The 15,596-nt window shown below is 67.5% G+C and carries 12 protein-coding genes; 6 read left to right on the forward strand and 6 right to left on the reverse strand.

Annotated features, from left to right (window positions below; translation table 11 throughout):
* Positions 1–10: 10 nt before the first annotated feature.
* The 4 genes from FHS55_RS02605 to FHS55_RS02620 all read right to left on the reverse strand — a co-directional run bounded on the left by FHS55_RS02605 (position 11) and on the right by FHS55_RS02620 (position 4,229).
* The gene (locus FHS55_RS02605; protein ID WP_183188107.1) at positions 11–856 is read right to left on the reverse strand and encodes an ABC transporter permease; all 846 of its coding nucleotides are present in this window, start codon (positions 854–856) and stop codon (positions 11–13) included.
* Positions 853–1,674: an ABC transporter permease gene (locus FHS55_RS02610; RefSeq protein ID WP_183188108.1), complete on the reverse strand. Its 822-nt coding sequence runs from the start codon at positions 1,672–1,674 to the stop codon at positions 853–855. The genes FHS55_RS02605 and FHS55_RS02610 overlap by 4 nt, the downstream gene beginning before the upstream one ends.
* Positions 1,675–1,885: 211 nt before the next feature.
* Positions 1,886–3,037: an ABC transporter substrate-binding protein gene (locus tag FHS55_RS02615; RefSeq protein WP_183188109.1), complete on the reverse strand. Its 1,152-nt coding sequence runs from the start codon at positions 3,035–3,037 to the stop codon at positions 1,886–1,888.
* Positions 3,038–3,059: 22 nt separating this feature from the next.
* The gene (locus tag FHS55_RS02620; protein WP_183188110.1) at positions 3,060–4,229 is read right to left on the reverse strand and encodes an ABC transporter ATP-binding protein; all 1,170 of its coding nucleotides are present in this window, start codon (positions 4,227–4,229) and stop codon (positions 3,060–3,062) included.
* A gap of 294 nt (positions 4,230–4,523) precedes the next feature.
* On the opposite strand from FHS55_RS02620, the gene FHS55_RS02625 reads away from it, so the two are divergent.
* The 4 genes from FHS55_RS02625 (at position 4,524) to FHS55_RS02640 (ending at position 9,666) form a co-directional block, all read left to right on the forward strand.
* Positions 4,524–5,594, forward strand: a complete 1,071-nt coding sequence (locus FHS55_RS02625) for an ABC transporter ATP-binding protein (RefSeq protein WP_183188111.1) — start codon at positions 4,524–4,526, stop codon at positions 5,592–5,594.
* A gap of 20 nt (positions 5,595–5,614) precedes the next feature.
* Positions 5,615–6,574 (forward strand): ABC transporter substrate-binding protein, encoded by a 960-nt coding sequence (locus tag FHS55_RS02630; RefSeq protein WP_183188112.1) that lies wholly within the window; start codon positions 5,615–5,617, stop codon positions 6,572–6,574.
* Between the two features lie 59 nt (positions 6,575–6,633).
* A complete protein-coding gene (locus tag FHS55_RS02635; RefSeq protein WP_183188608.1) occupies positions 6,634–8,316 on the forward strand; it encodes an ABC transporter permease in 1,683 nt (560 codons plus the stop codon).
* 222 nt (positions 8,317–8,538) lie between these two features.
* Positions 8,539–9,666, forward strand: a complete 1,128-nt coding sequence (locus FHS55_RS02640) for an aminomethyl transferase family protein (protein ID WP_183188113.1) — start codon at positions 8,539–8,541, stop codon at positions 9,664–9,666.
* A gap of 382 nt (positions 9,667–10,048) precedes the next feature.
* On the opposite strand, the gene FHS55_RS02645 is transcribed toward FHS55_RS02640, so the two are convergent.
* A complete protein-coding gene (locus FHS55_RS02645; protein WP_183188114.1) occupies positions 10,049–12,313 on the reverse strand; it encodes a trimethylamine N-oxide demethylase in 2,265 nt (754 codons plus the stop codon).
* A 28-nt stretch (positions 12,314–12,341) separates the two neighbouring features.
* Entirely contained in the window at positions 12,342–13,700 is a 1,359-nt protein-coding gene (locus FHS55_RS02650; protein WP_183188115.1) for a flavin-containing monooxygenase, read from the reverse strand.
* 332 nt (positions 13,701–14,032) lie between these two features.
* Here FHS55_RS02650 and FHS55_RS02655 point away from each other — a divergent pair, with 332 nt between their 5' ends.
* Together FHS55_RS02655 and FHS55_RS02660 are read left to right on the forward strand one after the other, a co-directional pair.
* Entirely contained in the window at positions 14,033–14,638 is a 606-nt protein-coding gene (locus tag FHS55_RS02655) for a dimethylamine monooxygenase subunit DmmA family protein (RefSeq protein ID WP_183188116.1), read from the forward strand.
* A complete protein-coding gene (locus FHS55_RS02660) occupies positions 14,635–15,591 on the forward strand; it encodes a PDR/VanB family oxidoreductase (RefSeq protein WP_183188117.1) in 957 nt (318 codons plus the stop codon). The genes FHS55_RS02655 and FHS55_RS02660 overlap by 4 nt, the downstream gene beginning before the upstream one ends.
* The last annotated feature ends 5 nt before the right edge of the window (positions 15,592–15,596 follow it).

The raw sequence follows: 15,596 nt of genomic DNA on the forward strand, positions 1-15,596 counted from the left end.
CGCGGGCTTTTCACTGGCCGACCTTCGAGAGCACATCGGATTTGAGGAAGCGCTCCACCACCAGCATGAAGCCGATGGACGGAACCAGCAGCAGCAGCGCGCTGATCGAGGCGATCTGGTAATTGCCGCCGGCCCCGGCCGAATAGAGCAGCAAAGGCAGCATGTTCACATCCGGCGCGCCGACGAAGTAGCTGCCGGTGAACTCGTCCAGCGATTCCAGGAACACGAAGATCGCGCTGGCCAGCAGGCCGGGAGCGGCGAGCGGCAGCGTCACGTCGCGAAAGGCCCGCAGCGCCCCGGCGCCGATCGAGCGCGCCGCCTGTTCCAGCTCGCGATCGATGGCGGCGAAGGCGGCGGTGGCGATCCACACGGCATAGACGAGGCCATGGGTGACATGCACCAGAACCACGCCCGGCACCGTGCCGTTGAGGCCGATCTGGTAGAACAGTCGCGCCACGTTCACATAGACCGGCAGGTTGGGAAAGGCCTGCGGGATGAGGAAGGCGATGAGGATCACCGCCCGGCACGGCAGCTGGAGCCGCGCCAGCGCATAGCCGGCCGGTATCGCGAGGGTGAGCGAAACCAGCACGGTGAGGCTCGCCACCAGCAGGCTGTTGCCGAGCGATTCCATTGCGTTGCCGCGCGGCGCGAAGACCCGGGCCCAGTAGCTGAAGCCGTAGTCGATGGGTAGCGCATGGGGGAAGTACCAGCGCTCGGCCACGGTCCACAGCAGGAGATTGGTCAGCGGGCCGAAGATGACGAAGGCGAGCAGGCCCAGGATGAGCGCGCGCGGGATCCACCACAGGTCGAGCGTCAGGCCGGAGCGCCGGAAGACGGACGAGGCGGGCCGGGTCATGTCCGCTCCCGCACGCTGTGGCGCAGATAGACGATCGCCGCGCAGGCGCTGATGGCGAGCGAGACGAGGCCAAGCGCATTGGCCACGCCATAATCGCCATAGGCATTGATGCGGAAGGCGATGTCGGCGGTGATCATGGTCGGTGACTGGGCATTGATCATCAGCGGAACCGACAGCACCGACATCATGGTGACGAAGGACAGCACCAGCGACACCATCAGCGTGGTGGCAACCTGCGGCACCAGGATCTCGACCAGGATGCGCGCCCGCGAGGCGCCCAGATTGCGCGCGGCCTCGATGGTGCCGCGGTCCACCGAGGCCATGGCGCCGGCCACCAGCAGGGCGACGAAGGGCGTCTGCTTCCACACGAAGGCGATGACGATGCCGCGCCAGTCGAGAAAGCTGGCGGCGTCGAGCGGGGTGATGAGGCCGGCGGCGATCAGCACGTTGTTCATCAGGCCGTTCTTGGCGAGAAAGGTGCGCAGCACCTGCCCGACCACGATGAAGGGAATGAACATCGGCCAGCGGTAGAGCCAGCGCAGGATCGCCACCGCGCGCGGGTTCTCGCCCAGCGTGAGGTAGCCGCCGATGGCGATGGCGAAAGTCCCGATCAGCGCCGTCGACAGGCTGACGATCAGCACGGTGAAGACGATGTCGGGCGTGTAGAGCGCGAAGGTCTTGACGAAATTGCCGAGGCCGACGCCGTCTCCCACCACGAAGGCGCCCGCCACCGAGGCGCCGAGCGGCACCACGAACAGCAGCAGCACGACGACGAGGGCCGGCAGCACGAGGAGGAGGCCGAGGAGGGGCGGGGGCATCGGGGTTTCTGGAGAGGCGTGGGGTGGAGAGGGGGCTGTGTGACTCGAGGCTCGGTTGGGCCGGAGAGGGCCCAACGTCCGCCTTAACTTTCCTCTCCCCGGTGGGGAGAGGTGGCCCGCGGAGCGGGTCGGCGAAGCGCGACGCGATTGCGGAGCCTCAAAGCCCCCCTCTCCCCGTCGGGGAGAGGGGCCGACCCGCTGGAGTGATCGCTCAGTTCGTCGCCTGGCGTTCATAGGCCTCCAGGATCGCGCTGTTATAGGGCGCGATCGGGAAGGGCTTGCCGTATGCGGCGAGGTCTTCCGGCGTGACGCTGGTGAACAGCTTCTTCCACACCGCGTCGGGAAGTTCGGCCTGCACATATTTGGCGTCGATGCCGGGATACCAGTTGAAGCGCTCGACGATGCCCTGCGCCTGAACCTTCGGGCTTGTGGCGAGCTCGACGAACTTCTCGGCCAGATCCTTGTTGGCGCTCTTGGCCGGGATCACATAGTGCATCGGCTGGCCGGGCATGCCGGGGGCCGGCAGCACCAGCTTGAAGTCCGGCGGCAGGCGCCCGTCGGCCTGCCAGGAATAGAACATGTCGACCCAGACCGGGCCCATGGCGATCTCGCCGCGCGAGAGCAGGTCGAGCGTCCCGGCATTGCCCGGCGTGAGGGTGGCGTTCTTGGTGAAGTCGCGCAGGCTCGCGAAGGCGGCGTCCCACTTCTTCGTCTCGGCTTCCTCGAACGGGCCGTTCATCAGCTTGGCCGCGTCGCCATCGCCGAAGGCATAGATCCAGCCCATGACGAAGCTGACGCCCGAGGCGCCGCCCTTGATGCCGTTATAGCCGAACTGCTTGGGGTGAGCTTTCGCCCATTGCGCGATCTCGGCGTAGCTCCGGGGCGGGTTCGGCACCAGCGCCGGGTTGTAGGCGATGGCGGTCTGGCTGTTGAACATCGGCATGACATAGCCGGTCACCTTGGTGCCCAACGCCATGTCGGCATTGGCGCGGGAGACCAGCTTGCCGCTGGAAATCCGGTCCCGGTAGGATTCGAGATAATTGCCCTTGATCATCGGGCCGACGAACTTCTCGTGCACCACCGCGACGTCGGTGTCCCAGGTCGCGCTGCCCGCCTTGTCCTGCGCGTCGAAGCGCTCGACGATCTTCTGCGAACCGGCGTCGCCCGGCCCGGTGCCGACCACGCGCACCGTGTTGCCGGGATACTGCTTCTCGAACAGCGGGGCGAGGTACTGGTTGACGTAGTCGACCATGTTCTGGTCGCCGGCGGTGATGACGGTGAGTTCGGCGGCGCCGGCGGGTGCGGCGGCAAAGCCGAGAAGGAGCGTCGCGGAGGCGAGCGCGGGCGCGAGGAGGCTCTTCATGGGGCAAGGTCTCCGGTGAGGATCAGGAAATGGCGGCTTCGCGAACGCGGTCCGGCCGGGTGGCGCGGGTCGCGGTCGGGTGCGTGTCGTCGGCCGGCGCGGCGGCGCCGGACGGCGAGGGGGTGTTGAAGAGAAACAGCTTTTCCGCGGGGATCGTCAGCCGCACGGCGGTGCGCGGCGCCAGCGAATGTTCCGCATCGGCGAAGACCGGGGTCTGGCCGATGCGCACCGAGTGGCGCCAGGCCCCGCCGAGATAGCTGACCGCCTCGACATGGCCGGACAGCGCCAGCCCCTCGGTGGCGGGTGGTGCATCGTGCGCCTGCAGTTGCACCGCCTCGGCGCGGAAGCGCGCCTCCAGCGCACCGCTGGCGAGCGCCCGCCCGTCCAGCGGCACTTCCGCCGCCCCATAGTGCGGGCCGGCCGCGATGTGGATGTGCTCCCCCCTCACCGTGCCGTTCAGCGCCAGCATGTTCTCGGCGCCCATGAAGGCGGCGACGAAGGCCGAGGCTGGCCGGTTGTAGATCTCTTCCGGCGTGCCGGCCTGCGCGATGCGGCCGGCCTCCATGACCACGACGCGGTCGGCCATGGCCATCGCCTCCTCGCGATCATGGGTGACATGCACGGCGGTGATGCCGAGCCGCTGCTGAAGCGCGCGGATCTCGTGGCGCACCTTCAGGCGGATGCGGGCGTCGAGATTGGACAGCGGCTCGTCGAGCAGCAGGATCTGCGGGTCTACCGCCAGCGCCCGGCCGAGCGCCACGCGCTGGCGCTGGCCGCCGGAGAGCGCGCCGGGCTTGCGCCCCCCGAGGCCGCTCAAGCCTAGCAGCGCCTCGATCTCGCCGACGCGCCGTTCGATCGCCGCGCGCGGCAGGCCCTTGAGCTTGAGCCCGTAGCCGATGTTCTTCGCCACGCTCATATGCGGCCACAGCGCATAGGACTGGAACACCAGCGCCATGCCGCGCCGGTCCGGCGGCAGCCGGGTCACGTCCCGCCCGGCCACTGCGATGGCGCCGGCGGATGGCGTGACGAAGCCGGCAATCGCCCGCAGCAGCGTGGTCTTGCCGCAGCCGGAGGCGCCGAGCAGCGCCACGAATTCACCCCGGGCGATGGAAAGGCGCAGGCGCTCCAGCACCCGCGTCGCGCCATAGCCAACCGACAGATCGGTGATGCGGAGGAAGGCGTCGTCGTTCATGCGGGTTCCTTGCACAGCTGTGCAACGGGGTGTGCATCTGGATGGGCGGTCGCGGTCTCAGCTAGCGCGGGTTCATTGCAGCTGGATGACGCCCGCGCCGCGTCAAGCTGGGGGCATGGGTGCTCTCGCCCCCGCGCGGCCCTGCCGGGTCGTGCCGGATCGATTACCGGAGGCTGACGGCCGGCAAATCCGCGAGGCCGTGCCGAGGCTTCGCGATGTCACGCGACCGTCATGCGGCTCCCTTAGCTGTTCGCGCACATTCATTGCGCGGAACATTCATGTCCCGGAACGTCCATGTCCTCTGAAGCCTCTCCAGCGGTCCGCGTTCGCGGCCTTGGCCTTTCCTATGGCCCGGCGCGGATCCTGCACGATGTCGGCTTCGAGGTGGCGCAGGGCGAGGTGCTGGCGCTGCTCGGCCCGTCGGGTTGCGGCAAGACCACGCTTCTGCAGCTGCTCGCCGGGCTGCTGGCGCCGACCACCGGGCAGATCGACATTCGCGGCCGGCGGGTGGCCGATGCCGCGGGCGGCGCGTTCCTCCCTCCCGAGGCGCGCGGGCTTGGCATGGTGTTTCAGGATTACGCGCTGTGGCCGCATATGAGCGTGGCGGACAATGTCGCCTTTCCGCTGGAAATGCGCGGCGTGCCGGCCCGCGAGCGCCGGGCGCGCGTGGGTGCCGCGCTGGAGCGCGTGGGCCTTGGCCAGCTGGCGGGCCGCCGGCCGTCCGACCTGTCCGGCGGCCAGCAGCAGCGGGTTGCGCTTGCCCGCGCCATCGTCGCCGAGCCCCAGCTGGTGCTGTTCGACGAGCCGCTGTCCAATCTCGATCCCGAATTGCGCGAGGCCATGGTGGGCGAGATCGGCGGGCTGGTCGCCCAGTTCGGCCTGACCGCGATCTATGTCACCCATGACCGCACGGAGGCCTTCGCGCTGGCCGACCAGGTGGCGGTGATGCGGGCCGGCCGGATCGCCCAGCTGGCGCCGCCGCAGGCGCTGGTGACCGAGCCGGCGAGCCCGGAGGTCGCCGAATTCCTCCATCTCGGCTGCGTGCTGCCCATGCGGCGCACGCCAGACGGATGGCGGATTGCCGGCACCGCGATGAGCGTCGGCGCGGAGGGCCCCTCGGGCCGCGAGGCGCGACTGCTGCTGCCCGGCCGCAGCACCCGCATCGGCACGCCCGTGGAGGGCCGCCCGGCCGGCGAGGTGCTGCGCACCCGCTTTCGCGGCGACGGCTACGCGCTGACGCTGAGGATCCTGGACACGCCGTTCGAGATCCAGCTCGCAAGTCCCGTGCGGGCCGCCGTTGGAGATGTGGTCGGGCTGTTCTGCCCGCCCGAGGACATGCGCTGGTTCGCCGGCGCGGCCGCCTGAAACCCCTGAAGGAGACGACAATGCGCGCATTCACGGCCGCCATGGGCCTTGCCCTTGCCCTCGGTGCCTCGCTCATGGCCAGCCCGGCGATGGCGGACATCACCGTCTATTCCGCCGGTCCCGGCGGGCTGATCGACAAGCTGGCAAAGGGCTACACGGAAAAGACCGGCGTGAAGGTCAACGTGTTCCAGGCCACCACCGGCAAGATCATGGCCCGTATCGAATCGGAAGCCGCCAATCCGGTGGTGGACGTGCTGATCTCGGCCTCGTGGGATACGGCGAGCGACTTCGCCAAGCGCGGCTGGCTCGTCGCCTATGCCAGCCCGAACGCCGCCATGGTGCCGGACTTCCTGAAGAATGACACCGCCGTGGCGCAGGGCATTTCCGCGCTTGGCATCGCCTGGAACCCGGCTTCCGGCACGCCCCGGCCGACCGAGTGGGCGGATCTCGCCAAGCCGGCCTACAAGGATCTCGTGACCCTTCCCGATCCGGCGCAGTCCGGCGCCTCGTTCGAGCTGGTGGCGGCGCTGCAGGCCAAGAATGGCTGGGGCCTGTTCAAGGATCTCGCCGCCAACGGCGCCATCGTCGCGGGCGCCAATGCCGAGGCGCTGAACCCGGTCATGCAGGGCGCCAAGGCGGCGGTGTTCGGCGCGGTCGACTACATTTCGCTGGCCGCCAAGGCCAAGGGCGAATCGATCGACGTGATCTTCCCTGCCTCCGGCACGGTCATCGCGCCGCGCCCGATGATGATCCTGAAATGGTCGAAGCAGCCGGACGCCTCCAAGGCGTTCATCGACTACGTGCTGTCGGATGAGGGCCAGAAGGCGGTGGCGGCGACCTATCTCATGCCCGCGCGCAGCGACGTGAAGGCCAATCGCCCGCTGATCTCCGACCTCAAGATCCTGCCGGTCGACGCGGCCGCGGTCTACGGCACGCGCGACACGACGCTGGCCGAGTTCGCCAAGCTGTTGGCCAAGTGAGGGCGGCGGTTCCCGCCCGATAGCCCGATAGAATGAGTGCCTGAGCCATGCGGAGGGATATGAAGACCGGCGGCCATGGGCTTCTGGGCTGGGTCGCGGGCATCAGCCTGAGCGTCATCGTTCTGGTGCCGTTCGTCTTCATCGTCCTGCAGGCGATCTTTCCGGATCTGGGGCGCGGTTCGTTCGCCGCGCCCCTCGTCCATCTCGGCCGCACGGTGGCCGATCCCCGGCTGCTGCACCTCACCGGCAACACGCTGACCCTCGGCCTCGGGGTGATGCTGGGCTGCGTGGCGATCGGCGTGCCGCTGGCGGTGGCGCGCGCACTGTTCCGCGTGCCCTTCGCGCTGGTGTGGGACGTGCTGTTCCTCGTCCCCTTCATGATCCCTCCCTATATCGCGACGCTCGGCTGGATCCTGTCGATGCAGCCGCGCGGCTATCTCCAGCAACTCACCGGGATCAATCTCGGCCCGCTGCTGTTCTCCGTGCCGGGCATGGTTCTGATCATGAGCCTCAACCTGTTCCCGGTGGTCTATTTCGCGCTGTCGCGCACCATCGAGGCGGTCGGCACGCGTTATGGCGATGTCGGGCGCGTCTTCGGCGCCCGTCCGGTACGCGCCTTCTTCCGCGTCACCCTGCCGCTCGCCATGCCGGGGCTGGCGGCGAGCCTGCTGCTGGTCTTCGCGCTGGCGATCGAGGAATACGGCACGCCCGCCGCGCTCGGCAGCCGTTTCGGCTTCCAGGTGCTGGTGACGGGCATCGAGAACCGCATTTCCGACTGGCCGATCGACCTGCCGGGCGCGGCGATCCTCTCGCTGCTGCTGGTCGGTCTGTCGCTTGTCGCCTTTCTCATCCAGCGCCGCATCCTCGCCGGGCGCAATTACGACACGGTCTCGGGCAAGCCGCAGGCACGGGAGAAGCGCGCGCTGGGGGCGCTGGCGCTGCCGGTGACGGCCGCCTTCGCGCTCGTCGCCTTTCTCGCCACCGGCCTGCCGATCCTCGCCATTCTCGCCACGGCGCTGTCCAAGACCATTTCCGGCGGGCTCAAGCCGTCCAATTTGGGGTTGCAGAATTTCGTCGAAGTCTTCGCCAATACGGGCGGGGCGCTGCAGGCGCTGGTCAACTCGCTGTCGCTGGGCATCGCGACGGCGCTGTTGGCGGGGGGGCTGGGCGCCATCACCGCCTATGCGGTGGTGAAGGGGCATGGGCGGGGCCGCCTCGCGCTCGACATGCTGGCCATGCTGCCCAGCGCGCTGCCGGGCGTGGTCGTGGCGGTGGGCATGATCCTGGCGTGGAACCAGCCCTGGCTGCCGGTCACGCCCTATAATACGCCGCTGATCCTGCTCATCGCCTATTGCTGCATCCTGCTGCCGCAGCCGGTGCGCTATGCCAGCGCCGCCTTCCAGCAGATCGGCGACAACCTGGAGGCCGCCGCGCGGGTGGCCGGGGCGCGGCCCTTCACGGTGTTTCGCCGGATCATGCTGCCGCTGGTGCTACCCAGCCTGATCACCTCCATGCTGCTGGTCTTCGCGGTCGCCTCGCGTGAGCTGGTCGCCTCGCTGCTGGTGGCGCCGGTGGGCATGATGACCATTGCCGGCTTCATCTGGCGGCAGTTCGAGCAGGGCTCGGTGGGGCTCGGCATGACCATGAGCTTCATCGCCATCGTGCTGACCACGCTGATTCCGATGCTGCTGATCGCCGCGCTGCGCCGCATCGCCGGCGGACGCTTTACCGGGCTTCACTAGGCCGAAGCTCCCTGGAGCGCGCCCGGTGCAACGCTTTTCTTCATGCAGGAGAAAGGCGTTTTCTTTGCAAGAAATTTTGTTGACACACTCCCGTCCCGATGCAAACATTCCCAGCGTTGAGGGCGCGGGCGGGGCATGTCTTTGCCTGTATGTCGCCCGGTATTTTCTGTTCAGTTTCGTCTGCCGCACCCCGGACTTCGTCGAACGAAGGTTTCCTCAGATATGACCGCCGTATTCCCTCGCAATTCTATTCTCAACGAGCGGCATATCCAGCTCGGAACCAAGTTTGAATCGTCCTGGAACGGCATGCCTCTGCCGCAATTCTATTCGACCGATCCGTATGACGAGGTCGCCACCATCCGCTCGCGCGCCGGGCTGATCGATGTGTCGTCGCTCAATCTGGCGAACGTCAAGGGCAAGGACGCGGTCGCGCTGCTCAACGAGGTGCTGACCTCGGATATCGCCAAGATGAAGCCGGGCCAGTCGGCCATCAGCAATATCGTCGACGACAACGGATCGCTGATCGACGACGTGCTGGTCTATTGCAACGCCGCTGACGATTTCCGTCTCTCGCACGGCTCGGGCAAGCTGGAGGAGGTTCTGGCGCAGTTCAGCGCCGGGCGCGACGTGTCGGTGGCCAATGACGGGGACACCCATGTCCTGTCGCTGCAGGGCCCGCGGGCGCTGGACATCCTCGCGCCGCATGCCTCCATCGACCTGACCACGCTGAAATATTTCGAGCACGCCCCGGCGACCCTGTTCGGCCGGCCGGTGACGCTGGCGCGCGGTGGCTATTCGGCCGAGCGCGGCTATGAAGTGTTCAGCGCCGCGGCCGACACCGTGTTCATCTGGGATTCCATCCTGGAGGCCGGAAAGCCGTTCGGCGCCATCCCGGTATCGTGGCAGAGCCTCGACATCGTGCGCGTGGAGGGCGCGCTGCTGTTTTTCCCCTATGACATGCCCAGGGGCGACGAGACGCCGTGGGAAGTTGGCGCGGACTGGACGGTAAACCTCGACAAGCCCTCCTTCCGCGGCAGGGAGGCCTTGATCCGCCGCAAGGGCGAGGCGCGCGTCGTCCAGCGCGGCATGGAGATCGACCATCACGAGCAGATCGAGCCCGGCGCCAAGCTGTTCAAGGACGGCAAGGAAGTCGGCTCGCTGAACTCGTCGATCTATAGCCGGCACCTCATGCGCTCCATCGCGCTGGTGCACGTTCTGCCTGAGTTCGGCGCCTTCGGCACGGAATTCGAGGTGGTGGGCCCGCAGGGCACGTTTACCGGGCGGCTGGTGAAGACCCCGTTCTACGACCCGCTGCGCCTGCGCACCCACCCGCTCGAGGAGCGGGGCTGAAATCCCCCGTCGTCATCCCGGACGGCCAAAGGCCTATCCGGAATCGTGGCCAGAATGGCGCGCGATGCCGGCTCTGCGCTTGGCGTCGGCCGGGATGACGGATGACGCCCGCGCGATGCCGTGGGGGGATGCCCGGTCGGACCGGTGCTGCTCCCTGTCCCCGTGGGGAAGAGAGCTGCGGTGAGGGCAGGCTCTGCGTGCCGCCGCCGTGTGCCCCCTGACCGACCCGCGACGCGGGCCACCTCGCCCCGACGGGGAGGGTGACGTCAAGGAAGACTGCCGCGGGTCGGCTCGCACACCGTCTGTCTCGTTGGATGACGATCACCCAATGCAAAAAGGCCGGAGCGCCCCCCGCTCCGGCCTTTACGCGTGCCGTGAGGCTTTACGCCCGCACGCGGCTCTTGGTCGGGTCGTAATGCGGGAAGGCGACGATGGTGGCGGCAAGGCGCTTCTGGTGCCCGTCCAGCTTGCCGATCTCTACGCCCGCACCCGGCTCCGCCGCGCTCACGTCCAGCCGCGCCAGCGCGATGATGGAACCGAGGATCGGCGAGCGGGTGGCGCTGGTGACGATGCCGATCTGCGCGCGCCCATTATAGACCGGGTCGCCGTGATGCACCGGCTCGTTCTCCGCCACCGTGAGGCCGACCAGCTTCCTTGCCGGGTGGGCACGTCGGCGGTCGAGGGCCTGCTTGCCGACGAAGTCGTCCGGCTTCGATTCCGGCACGGTAAAGCCGATGCCGGCCTCGAACGGGTCGGTCTGGTCGCAGAATTCATAGCCGGCAAAGGCGAGCCCCGCCTCGATGCGCAGCATGTCGAGCGCGAGAAGGCCGAGCGGCTCCAGCCCGTGCGGCGCGCCGGCTTGGAGGATGGCGTCCCACAGTTCCACGCCGCGGCTGGGATGGCACCAGATCTCATAGCCGAGTTCGCCGGTATAGCCGGTGCGCGACACCATGACGGGTGTGTCGCCGATCTTGCCGATGGTGAAGCGGAACCATCTCAACTCGTCCGCGCTCGGCTGGTGGGCTGGCGTCACCAGGATCTCGCGCAGAATGTCGCGCGATTTCGGCCCCTGCAGCGCGAGATTGTGCAGTTGGTCGGTGGACGACTTCACGAAAGCATGCAGCCCGTGCTTTGCTGCCAGTTCGCGCAGCCAGACGCCGCAATAATCATCGCCGCAGACCAGGCGGAAATTGTTCTCGGCGAGGCGGAACACCGTTCCGTCGTCCAGCATGCCGCCATGCTCGTAGCACAGCGCGGTGTAGACCACCTGCCCGACCGCGAGCTTGCGGATGTCGCGGGTGACGGCGAGCTGGACGAGCTTCTCCGCATCCGGCCCGAGAATCTCGAACTTGCGCAGCGCCGAAAGGTCCATCACCACGGCGCGCTCGCGGCAGGCCCAATATTCCTCGATCGGCCCGCCGGCATTGAAGCCGTCCGGCAGCCAGAAGCCGCGATAATCGGTGAACTTGCGGGTGAGCGCCGAGGTCCGCGCATGGAAGGCGGTCTCGCGCGTCAGCCGCGGGGCGGAGTCGGGCGTCATGCGGTGGGCGATCCCTCTGGAGAAGTGGTTGGCGCCGTCATAGACGCGCACATGAATATCGGTGGGGTGCCAGGCATTGGACGCATCGACATCATCGGCGCAGGAGGACGAGGCGCAGACGAGATCGGTGAGCGCGCGCAGCAGCACGTAGTCGCCCGGCCGCGACCACGGTTCATCCATGCCGATGCGGTCACCCGGTGAGAGGAAGGTGTTGTAGAAGAAGTTCACCGCCGGCCAGCCCATTTTCGGCGCGATGCCATAGGGCGTCAGGGCACGGTTGAAATTGTCCGTGCAGTTGTCGTGCCCGGGATAGCCCATGTCCTCGTAATATTTGGCGTTGCAGGCGAGCATGAACGTGTCGTGCCGGCCGACCGTGTCGCGGATCACCTCGACCAGCGCGGTCTGGTCCTCGTCATAATATTTCGAGTGCAGGCCGGGGCCCGGGCTGGCCGAGCCCATCAGCGTGCGGGTGGTGGTGGGGTCGAGCCCCTTCTCGCGGCCGGAACGGAGCTTGGCGGCATCAAAAGCGAGGAAGTCCGAGCACTGCTGCCCGTCGACATCGATGATCTGGATATAGTCGCCGGCCTTCACCTCATAGGCGCTGGCCGAGGCCGCGCGGATGCGCAGATCGAGCTTGGGCTCGGCGAGCGGGGGCGGCACGGTGCCGGCGGAAGGGATGGCCGGTTCGATCTCGACGATCAGGTCGGTGGGGGCGTCCTGCGCGCCCGGATCCATCGGCCCGCCCGGGGCGAGGAGAACGCAGGAGAGCGGTGCCGGCGCGGTGAAGCTGACGGCGCTGCCCGCCGCCGCCTCGGGGGAGAAGAGGGAGAACGCGGAAACGTCCGTGCCGAGAAAGGCGCGGGCGGCTTCCGGCACCGCCTCGCGGCCCGGCACGGGGACGGCGCCCGCCAGCAGGTCCGGCAGCGGGTCGGACAGGCCCGCCACGATCAGCAGGCCCGCCTGCCCGCCCTCGGGGTCGAGGATATGGGCGCGGTCGCCGGGCTTCATCTCGAAGCGGACGAAGCTGCCGCCCGGTGCCACATGGCGCAGCCGCGCGGGGTTGATCCGCCGCGCCGCCGGAGCGGCCGAACCGAGCTGGATATTCATGGCGTTCCTCCCGCGGGTGCGGCCCGTCCTACTCGGCCGCAACGGCCGGAGGATTGATGAAGGCCTCGAACGAATCGTCCAGCGCCTCGATCCATTTGGTGTGGTGCGGCGGCGCCGTGTTGCCCGTCATGATCGAGGTGTAGGAATTGTCGCGATAGCCCATGATGTCACGCTCCTTGTCGTGTTCCCACACCTTGAACAGCGCGGCGACGGCGTCGAGGTCGAACATGGGGTAGTCGGTGGCCGGGATCAGCTCCTTCATGTAGTCGGTCTGGAAGTCGATCGCGTCGAAGGCGGTCTCGATCGTGCCTTCCTTCGCCAGCCAGCCGGCGATGTCGGCGGCGATTGTCTCATCGGAGGGCAGGGTGATGCGGCCGAGAATGATGTCGCGCACGTACCAGGCCTGCGCGTCGAACATGTTGAACGTATAGTACTGGTCCTGCATGCCGAGATAGAACAGCTTGTGGTTCTTCTCCCACATCACGCCCTTGTAGAGATCGGGCGGGTTCATGCGGTTGGCGCTCTTGAGGCGCATGTCGTCCGGCAGGAACGGGTAGTGGTGGAGATAACCGGTGCACAGGATCACCGCGTCGACCTCCGCCGTCGTGCCGTCGATGAAATGGGCGACGCGCCCGTCCAGCTTTTCCAGCAGCGGCTTCTCGGTGAAGCAGCTCGGCCATTTGAAGTTGGAGCGGCGGGTGCGGTAGCTGAAGGTGATCGACTTGGCACCGTACTTGTAGCACTGGCTGGCAATGTCCTCGGCCGAGTAGGAACTTCCCACCACCAGTAGGTCCTTGCCGATGAATTCGTCCGCCGCGCGGAAGTCATGGGCGTGCATCACGCGGCCGGGGAACATCTCGATGCCGGGGAAATGGGGCACGTTCGGCGTCGAGAAATGGCCGGAGGCGATCACGACGTAGTCGAACACTTCCGAATAGAGCGCGTCCTTGACGTTGTCCTTCACCGTCAGGGTGAACTGGCCCGTCGCGTCGGAATAGTCGACCCAGCGCACCGGCGAGTTGAAGCGCACATGCGCGCGCAGCCCCGCCTTCTCGACGCGGCCCATGATATAATCATGCAGGACGGCGCGGGGCGGATAGGACGGGATCGGCTGGCCGAAATGCTCCTCGAACGTGTAGTCGGAGAATTCGAGGCACTCCTTCGGGCCGTTCGACCAGAGATAGCGGTACATCGAGCCATGGACCGGCTCGCCATACTGGTCGAGGCCGGTGCGCCATGTATAGTTCCAGATGCCGCCCCAGTCGGACTGCTTCTCGAAGCAGACGAATTCGGGAACTTCGGCACCCTTCTGCCGGGCGGATTGGAAGGCTCGAAGCATGGCCATGCCCGAGGGGCCGGCACCGATAATGGCGACGCGGATGCTCATGTGCGTGTTCCCGTAGGTCCTGATGGGCCGGCTGCAAGGTGCCAGATCGCGGCCACCCTCCAGGGGAGACCCGTCCGTCCAGCTTGATGCAAAGCCTCGCCGATATTTCTTGTTTGTCAAGTTAGTTTCCTGCAAAGAATTTGACGCGCCGCCCGCCCTTGTCTTCGGCAGCGCGCTCAAACAATGGGCAGTCGTGGTTCTTGACGGCTAAAGTTTCCTGCTGGACACTTCATTTTATCGAAGAGAAACTTTTGAGTGTCGTTTGAGGGCTCTGCTTCCCGGGCAGCCTTCAGGCCGGACACCCGATGGAACGGCCTCCAGAGACCGCACGCATGCTGATTTCGGACATAAAGAGCCGGCCCGTCTATGAGCGCCTGAGCCTTGATGGCGCCGGCCGGCGCCATCTCGTGCTCAGCGACGCTCCCCGTCCGCTGGGCGAGGTGATCGACGGCACGGACGGTGCTGGCGCGCCGCTCGGCTACTGGATCGTCGCCGCCACCAGCGCGGTCGATGCCCAGCCGCAGGCGGAAGCCGCGCCCGGCAATGCCGCGCCGGTGGAACGGCGCGCCTTCCGCGCCGCTTCCCATCTGCTCGACCGGCTGTCCCACCGCCTCGCGCAGGAGACCGTCGGGCTCCGCCTCTATGCGATCGGCGAGGAAGGCTTCATCTGGGATGTGGCGCGGATGGCGCGCGAGGCGGGGCTGGAGCCCTCCGAGTGCTTCACCGCGCATGCCGGCTCGCTGCGCCGCAAGGTGTTCTGCGTCCATTGCAAGACCGTCACCTCCGGCGTCACCACCAGCCTCGCGGTGTGTGAGGGCTGCGGCGCGCATCTGGTGGTGCGCGATCATTTCTCGCGCACCCATGCCGCCTTCATGGGCGTGCAGGCCGATGCCGAGGCGCCGGGCGAACTGCCGGCGGTCGAGGAGGTGTTTCCATGACCGCGCGCCCCCGCATCATGGCGCTGCGCGTGGCCGCCGCCATTCCGCTCTCACCAACGCTCAAGGCCTTCACCTTCATCCCCGCCGATGGCGGGCTGGTTCCGCCCTCGGGCCCCGGCGCGCATCTGCGGCTGAATCTGCCCGTGCCCGGACGCACGCTCAAGAACGCCTATTCACTCATTTCCAACCCGCAGGACCGCAGCCACCACTCCATCATCGTGCGGCGTGTCGCCGGGTCGAAGGGCGGTTCGGCCTTCCTGCATGAGGAGGTGCAGGACGGCGATGTGATCGAGGCCGGGCTGCCGGCCAATCTCTTCCCGGTCGTGCGCACGGCGCGGCGCCATCTCATGGTGTCGGGCGGCATCGGCCTCACGCCGTTCCTCGCCTATATCGCCGCCTTCGAGGCCGCCGGCACGCCGTGGGAACTGCACCATTTCTGCCGGCCCGACGAGCGCTCCGTGTTCGAAGGGCTGCTCGCGCGCTATCCGGCCTCGAAGGTGAACATCCATTGCGATGTCGATCTGGCGGTGCTGGAGGAGGTGCTGGCGCGCCAGCCGCTTGGCACGCATTTCTACACCTGCGGCCCCGCGCTCCTGATGGATTCGGCGATCGAGCGCGCCGCCGCGCTCGGCTGGCCGCGCTCGCGGCTGCATTCGGAATCCTTCGGCGGCGCGGCCGAGGGCGGCGAGCCCTTCATCGCGGTGCTTCGGCGCTCGGGGCTGGAAGTGATGGTGGGCGCCGATACCAGCCTGCTCGCCGCCATCGAGGCCGCCGGCGTCGAAGCGCCCTGCCTGTGCCGGGGCGGTGCCTGCGGCCAGTGCCTCATCGAGGTGGCGGAAGGCATTCCCGAACACCGCGATCATTTCCTCGATGGCGAGGAACGTGCCTCGAACCGCCTCATCATGACCTGCGTGTCGCGGTCCCGTACCGCGCGCCTCGTTCTCGACCTCTGACCGGA

Origin of the sequence: Ancylobacter tetraedralis (assembly GCF_014195655.1) — a bacterium.
Lineage (GTDB): Bacteria > Pseudomonadota > Alphaproteobacteria > Rhizobiales > Xanthobacteraceae > Ancylobacter > Ancylobacter tetraedralis.

Bases quoted from the DNA above. Each gene is read 5' to 3' on its own strand.
- FHS55_RS02605 (WP_183188107.1), bottom strand. From the start codon at position 856: ATGACCCGGCCCGCCTCGTCCGTCTTCCGGCGCTCCGGCCTGACGCTC.
- FHS55_RS02610 (WP_183188108.1), bottom strand. From the start codon at position 1,674: ATGCCCCCGCCCCTCCTCGGCCTCCTCCTCGTGCTGCCGGCCCTCGTC.
- FHS55_RS02615 (WP_183188109.1), bottom strand. From the start codon at position 3,037: ATGAAGAGCCTCCTCGCGCCCGCGCTCGCCTCCGCGACGCTCCTTCTC.
- FHS55_RS02620 (WP_183188110.1), bottom strand. From the start codon at position 4,229: ATGAACGACGACGCCTTCCTCCGCATCACCGATCTGTCGGTTGGCTAT.
- FHS55_RS02625 (WP_183188111.1), top strand. From the start codon at position 4,524: ATGTCCTCTGAAGCCTCTCCAGCGGTCCGCGTTCGCGGCCTTGGCCTT.
- FHS55_RS02630 (WP_183188112.1), top strand. From the start codon at position 5,615: ATGCGCGCATTCACGGCCGCCATGGGCCTTGCCCTTGCCCTCGGTGCC.
- FHS55_RS02635 (WP_183188608.1), top strand. From the start codon at position 6,634: ATGAAGACCGGCGGCCATGGGCTTCTGGGCTGGGTCGCGGGCATCAGC.
- FHS55_RS02640 (WP_183188113.1), top strand. From the start codon at position 8,539: ATGACCGCCGTATTCCCTCGCAATTCTATTCTCAACGAGCGGCATATC.
- FHS55_RS02645 (WP_183188114.1), bottom strand. From the start codon at position 12,313: ATGAATATCCAGCTCGGTTCGGCCGCTCCGGCGGCGCGGCGGATCAAC.
- FHS55_RS02650 (WP_183188115.1), bottom strand. From the start codon at position 13,700: ATGAGCATCCGCGTCGCCATTATCGGTGCCGGCCCCTCGGGCATGGCC.
- FHS55_RS02655 (WP_183188116.1), top strand. From the start codon at position 14,033: ATGCTGATTTCGGACATAAAGAGCCGGCCCGTCTATGAGCGCCTGAGC.
- FHS55_RS02660 (WP_183188117.1), top strand. From the start codon at position 14,635: ATGACCGCGCGCCCCCGCATCATGGCGCTGCGCGTGGCCGCCGCCATT.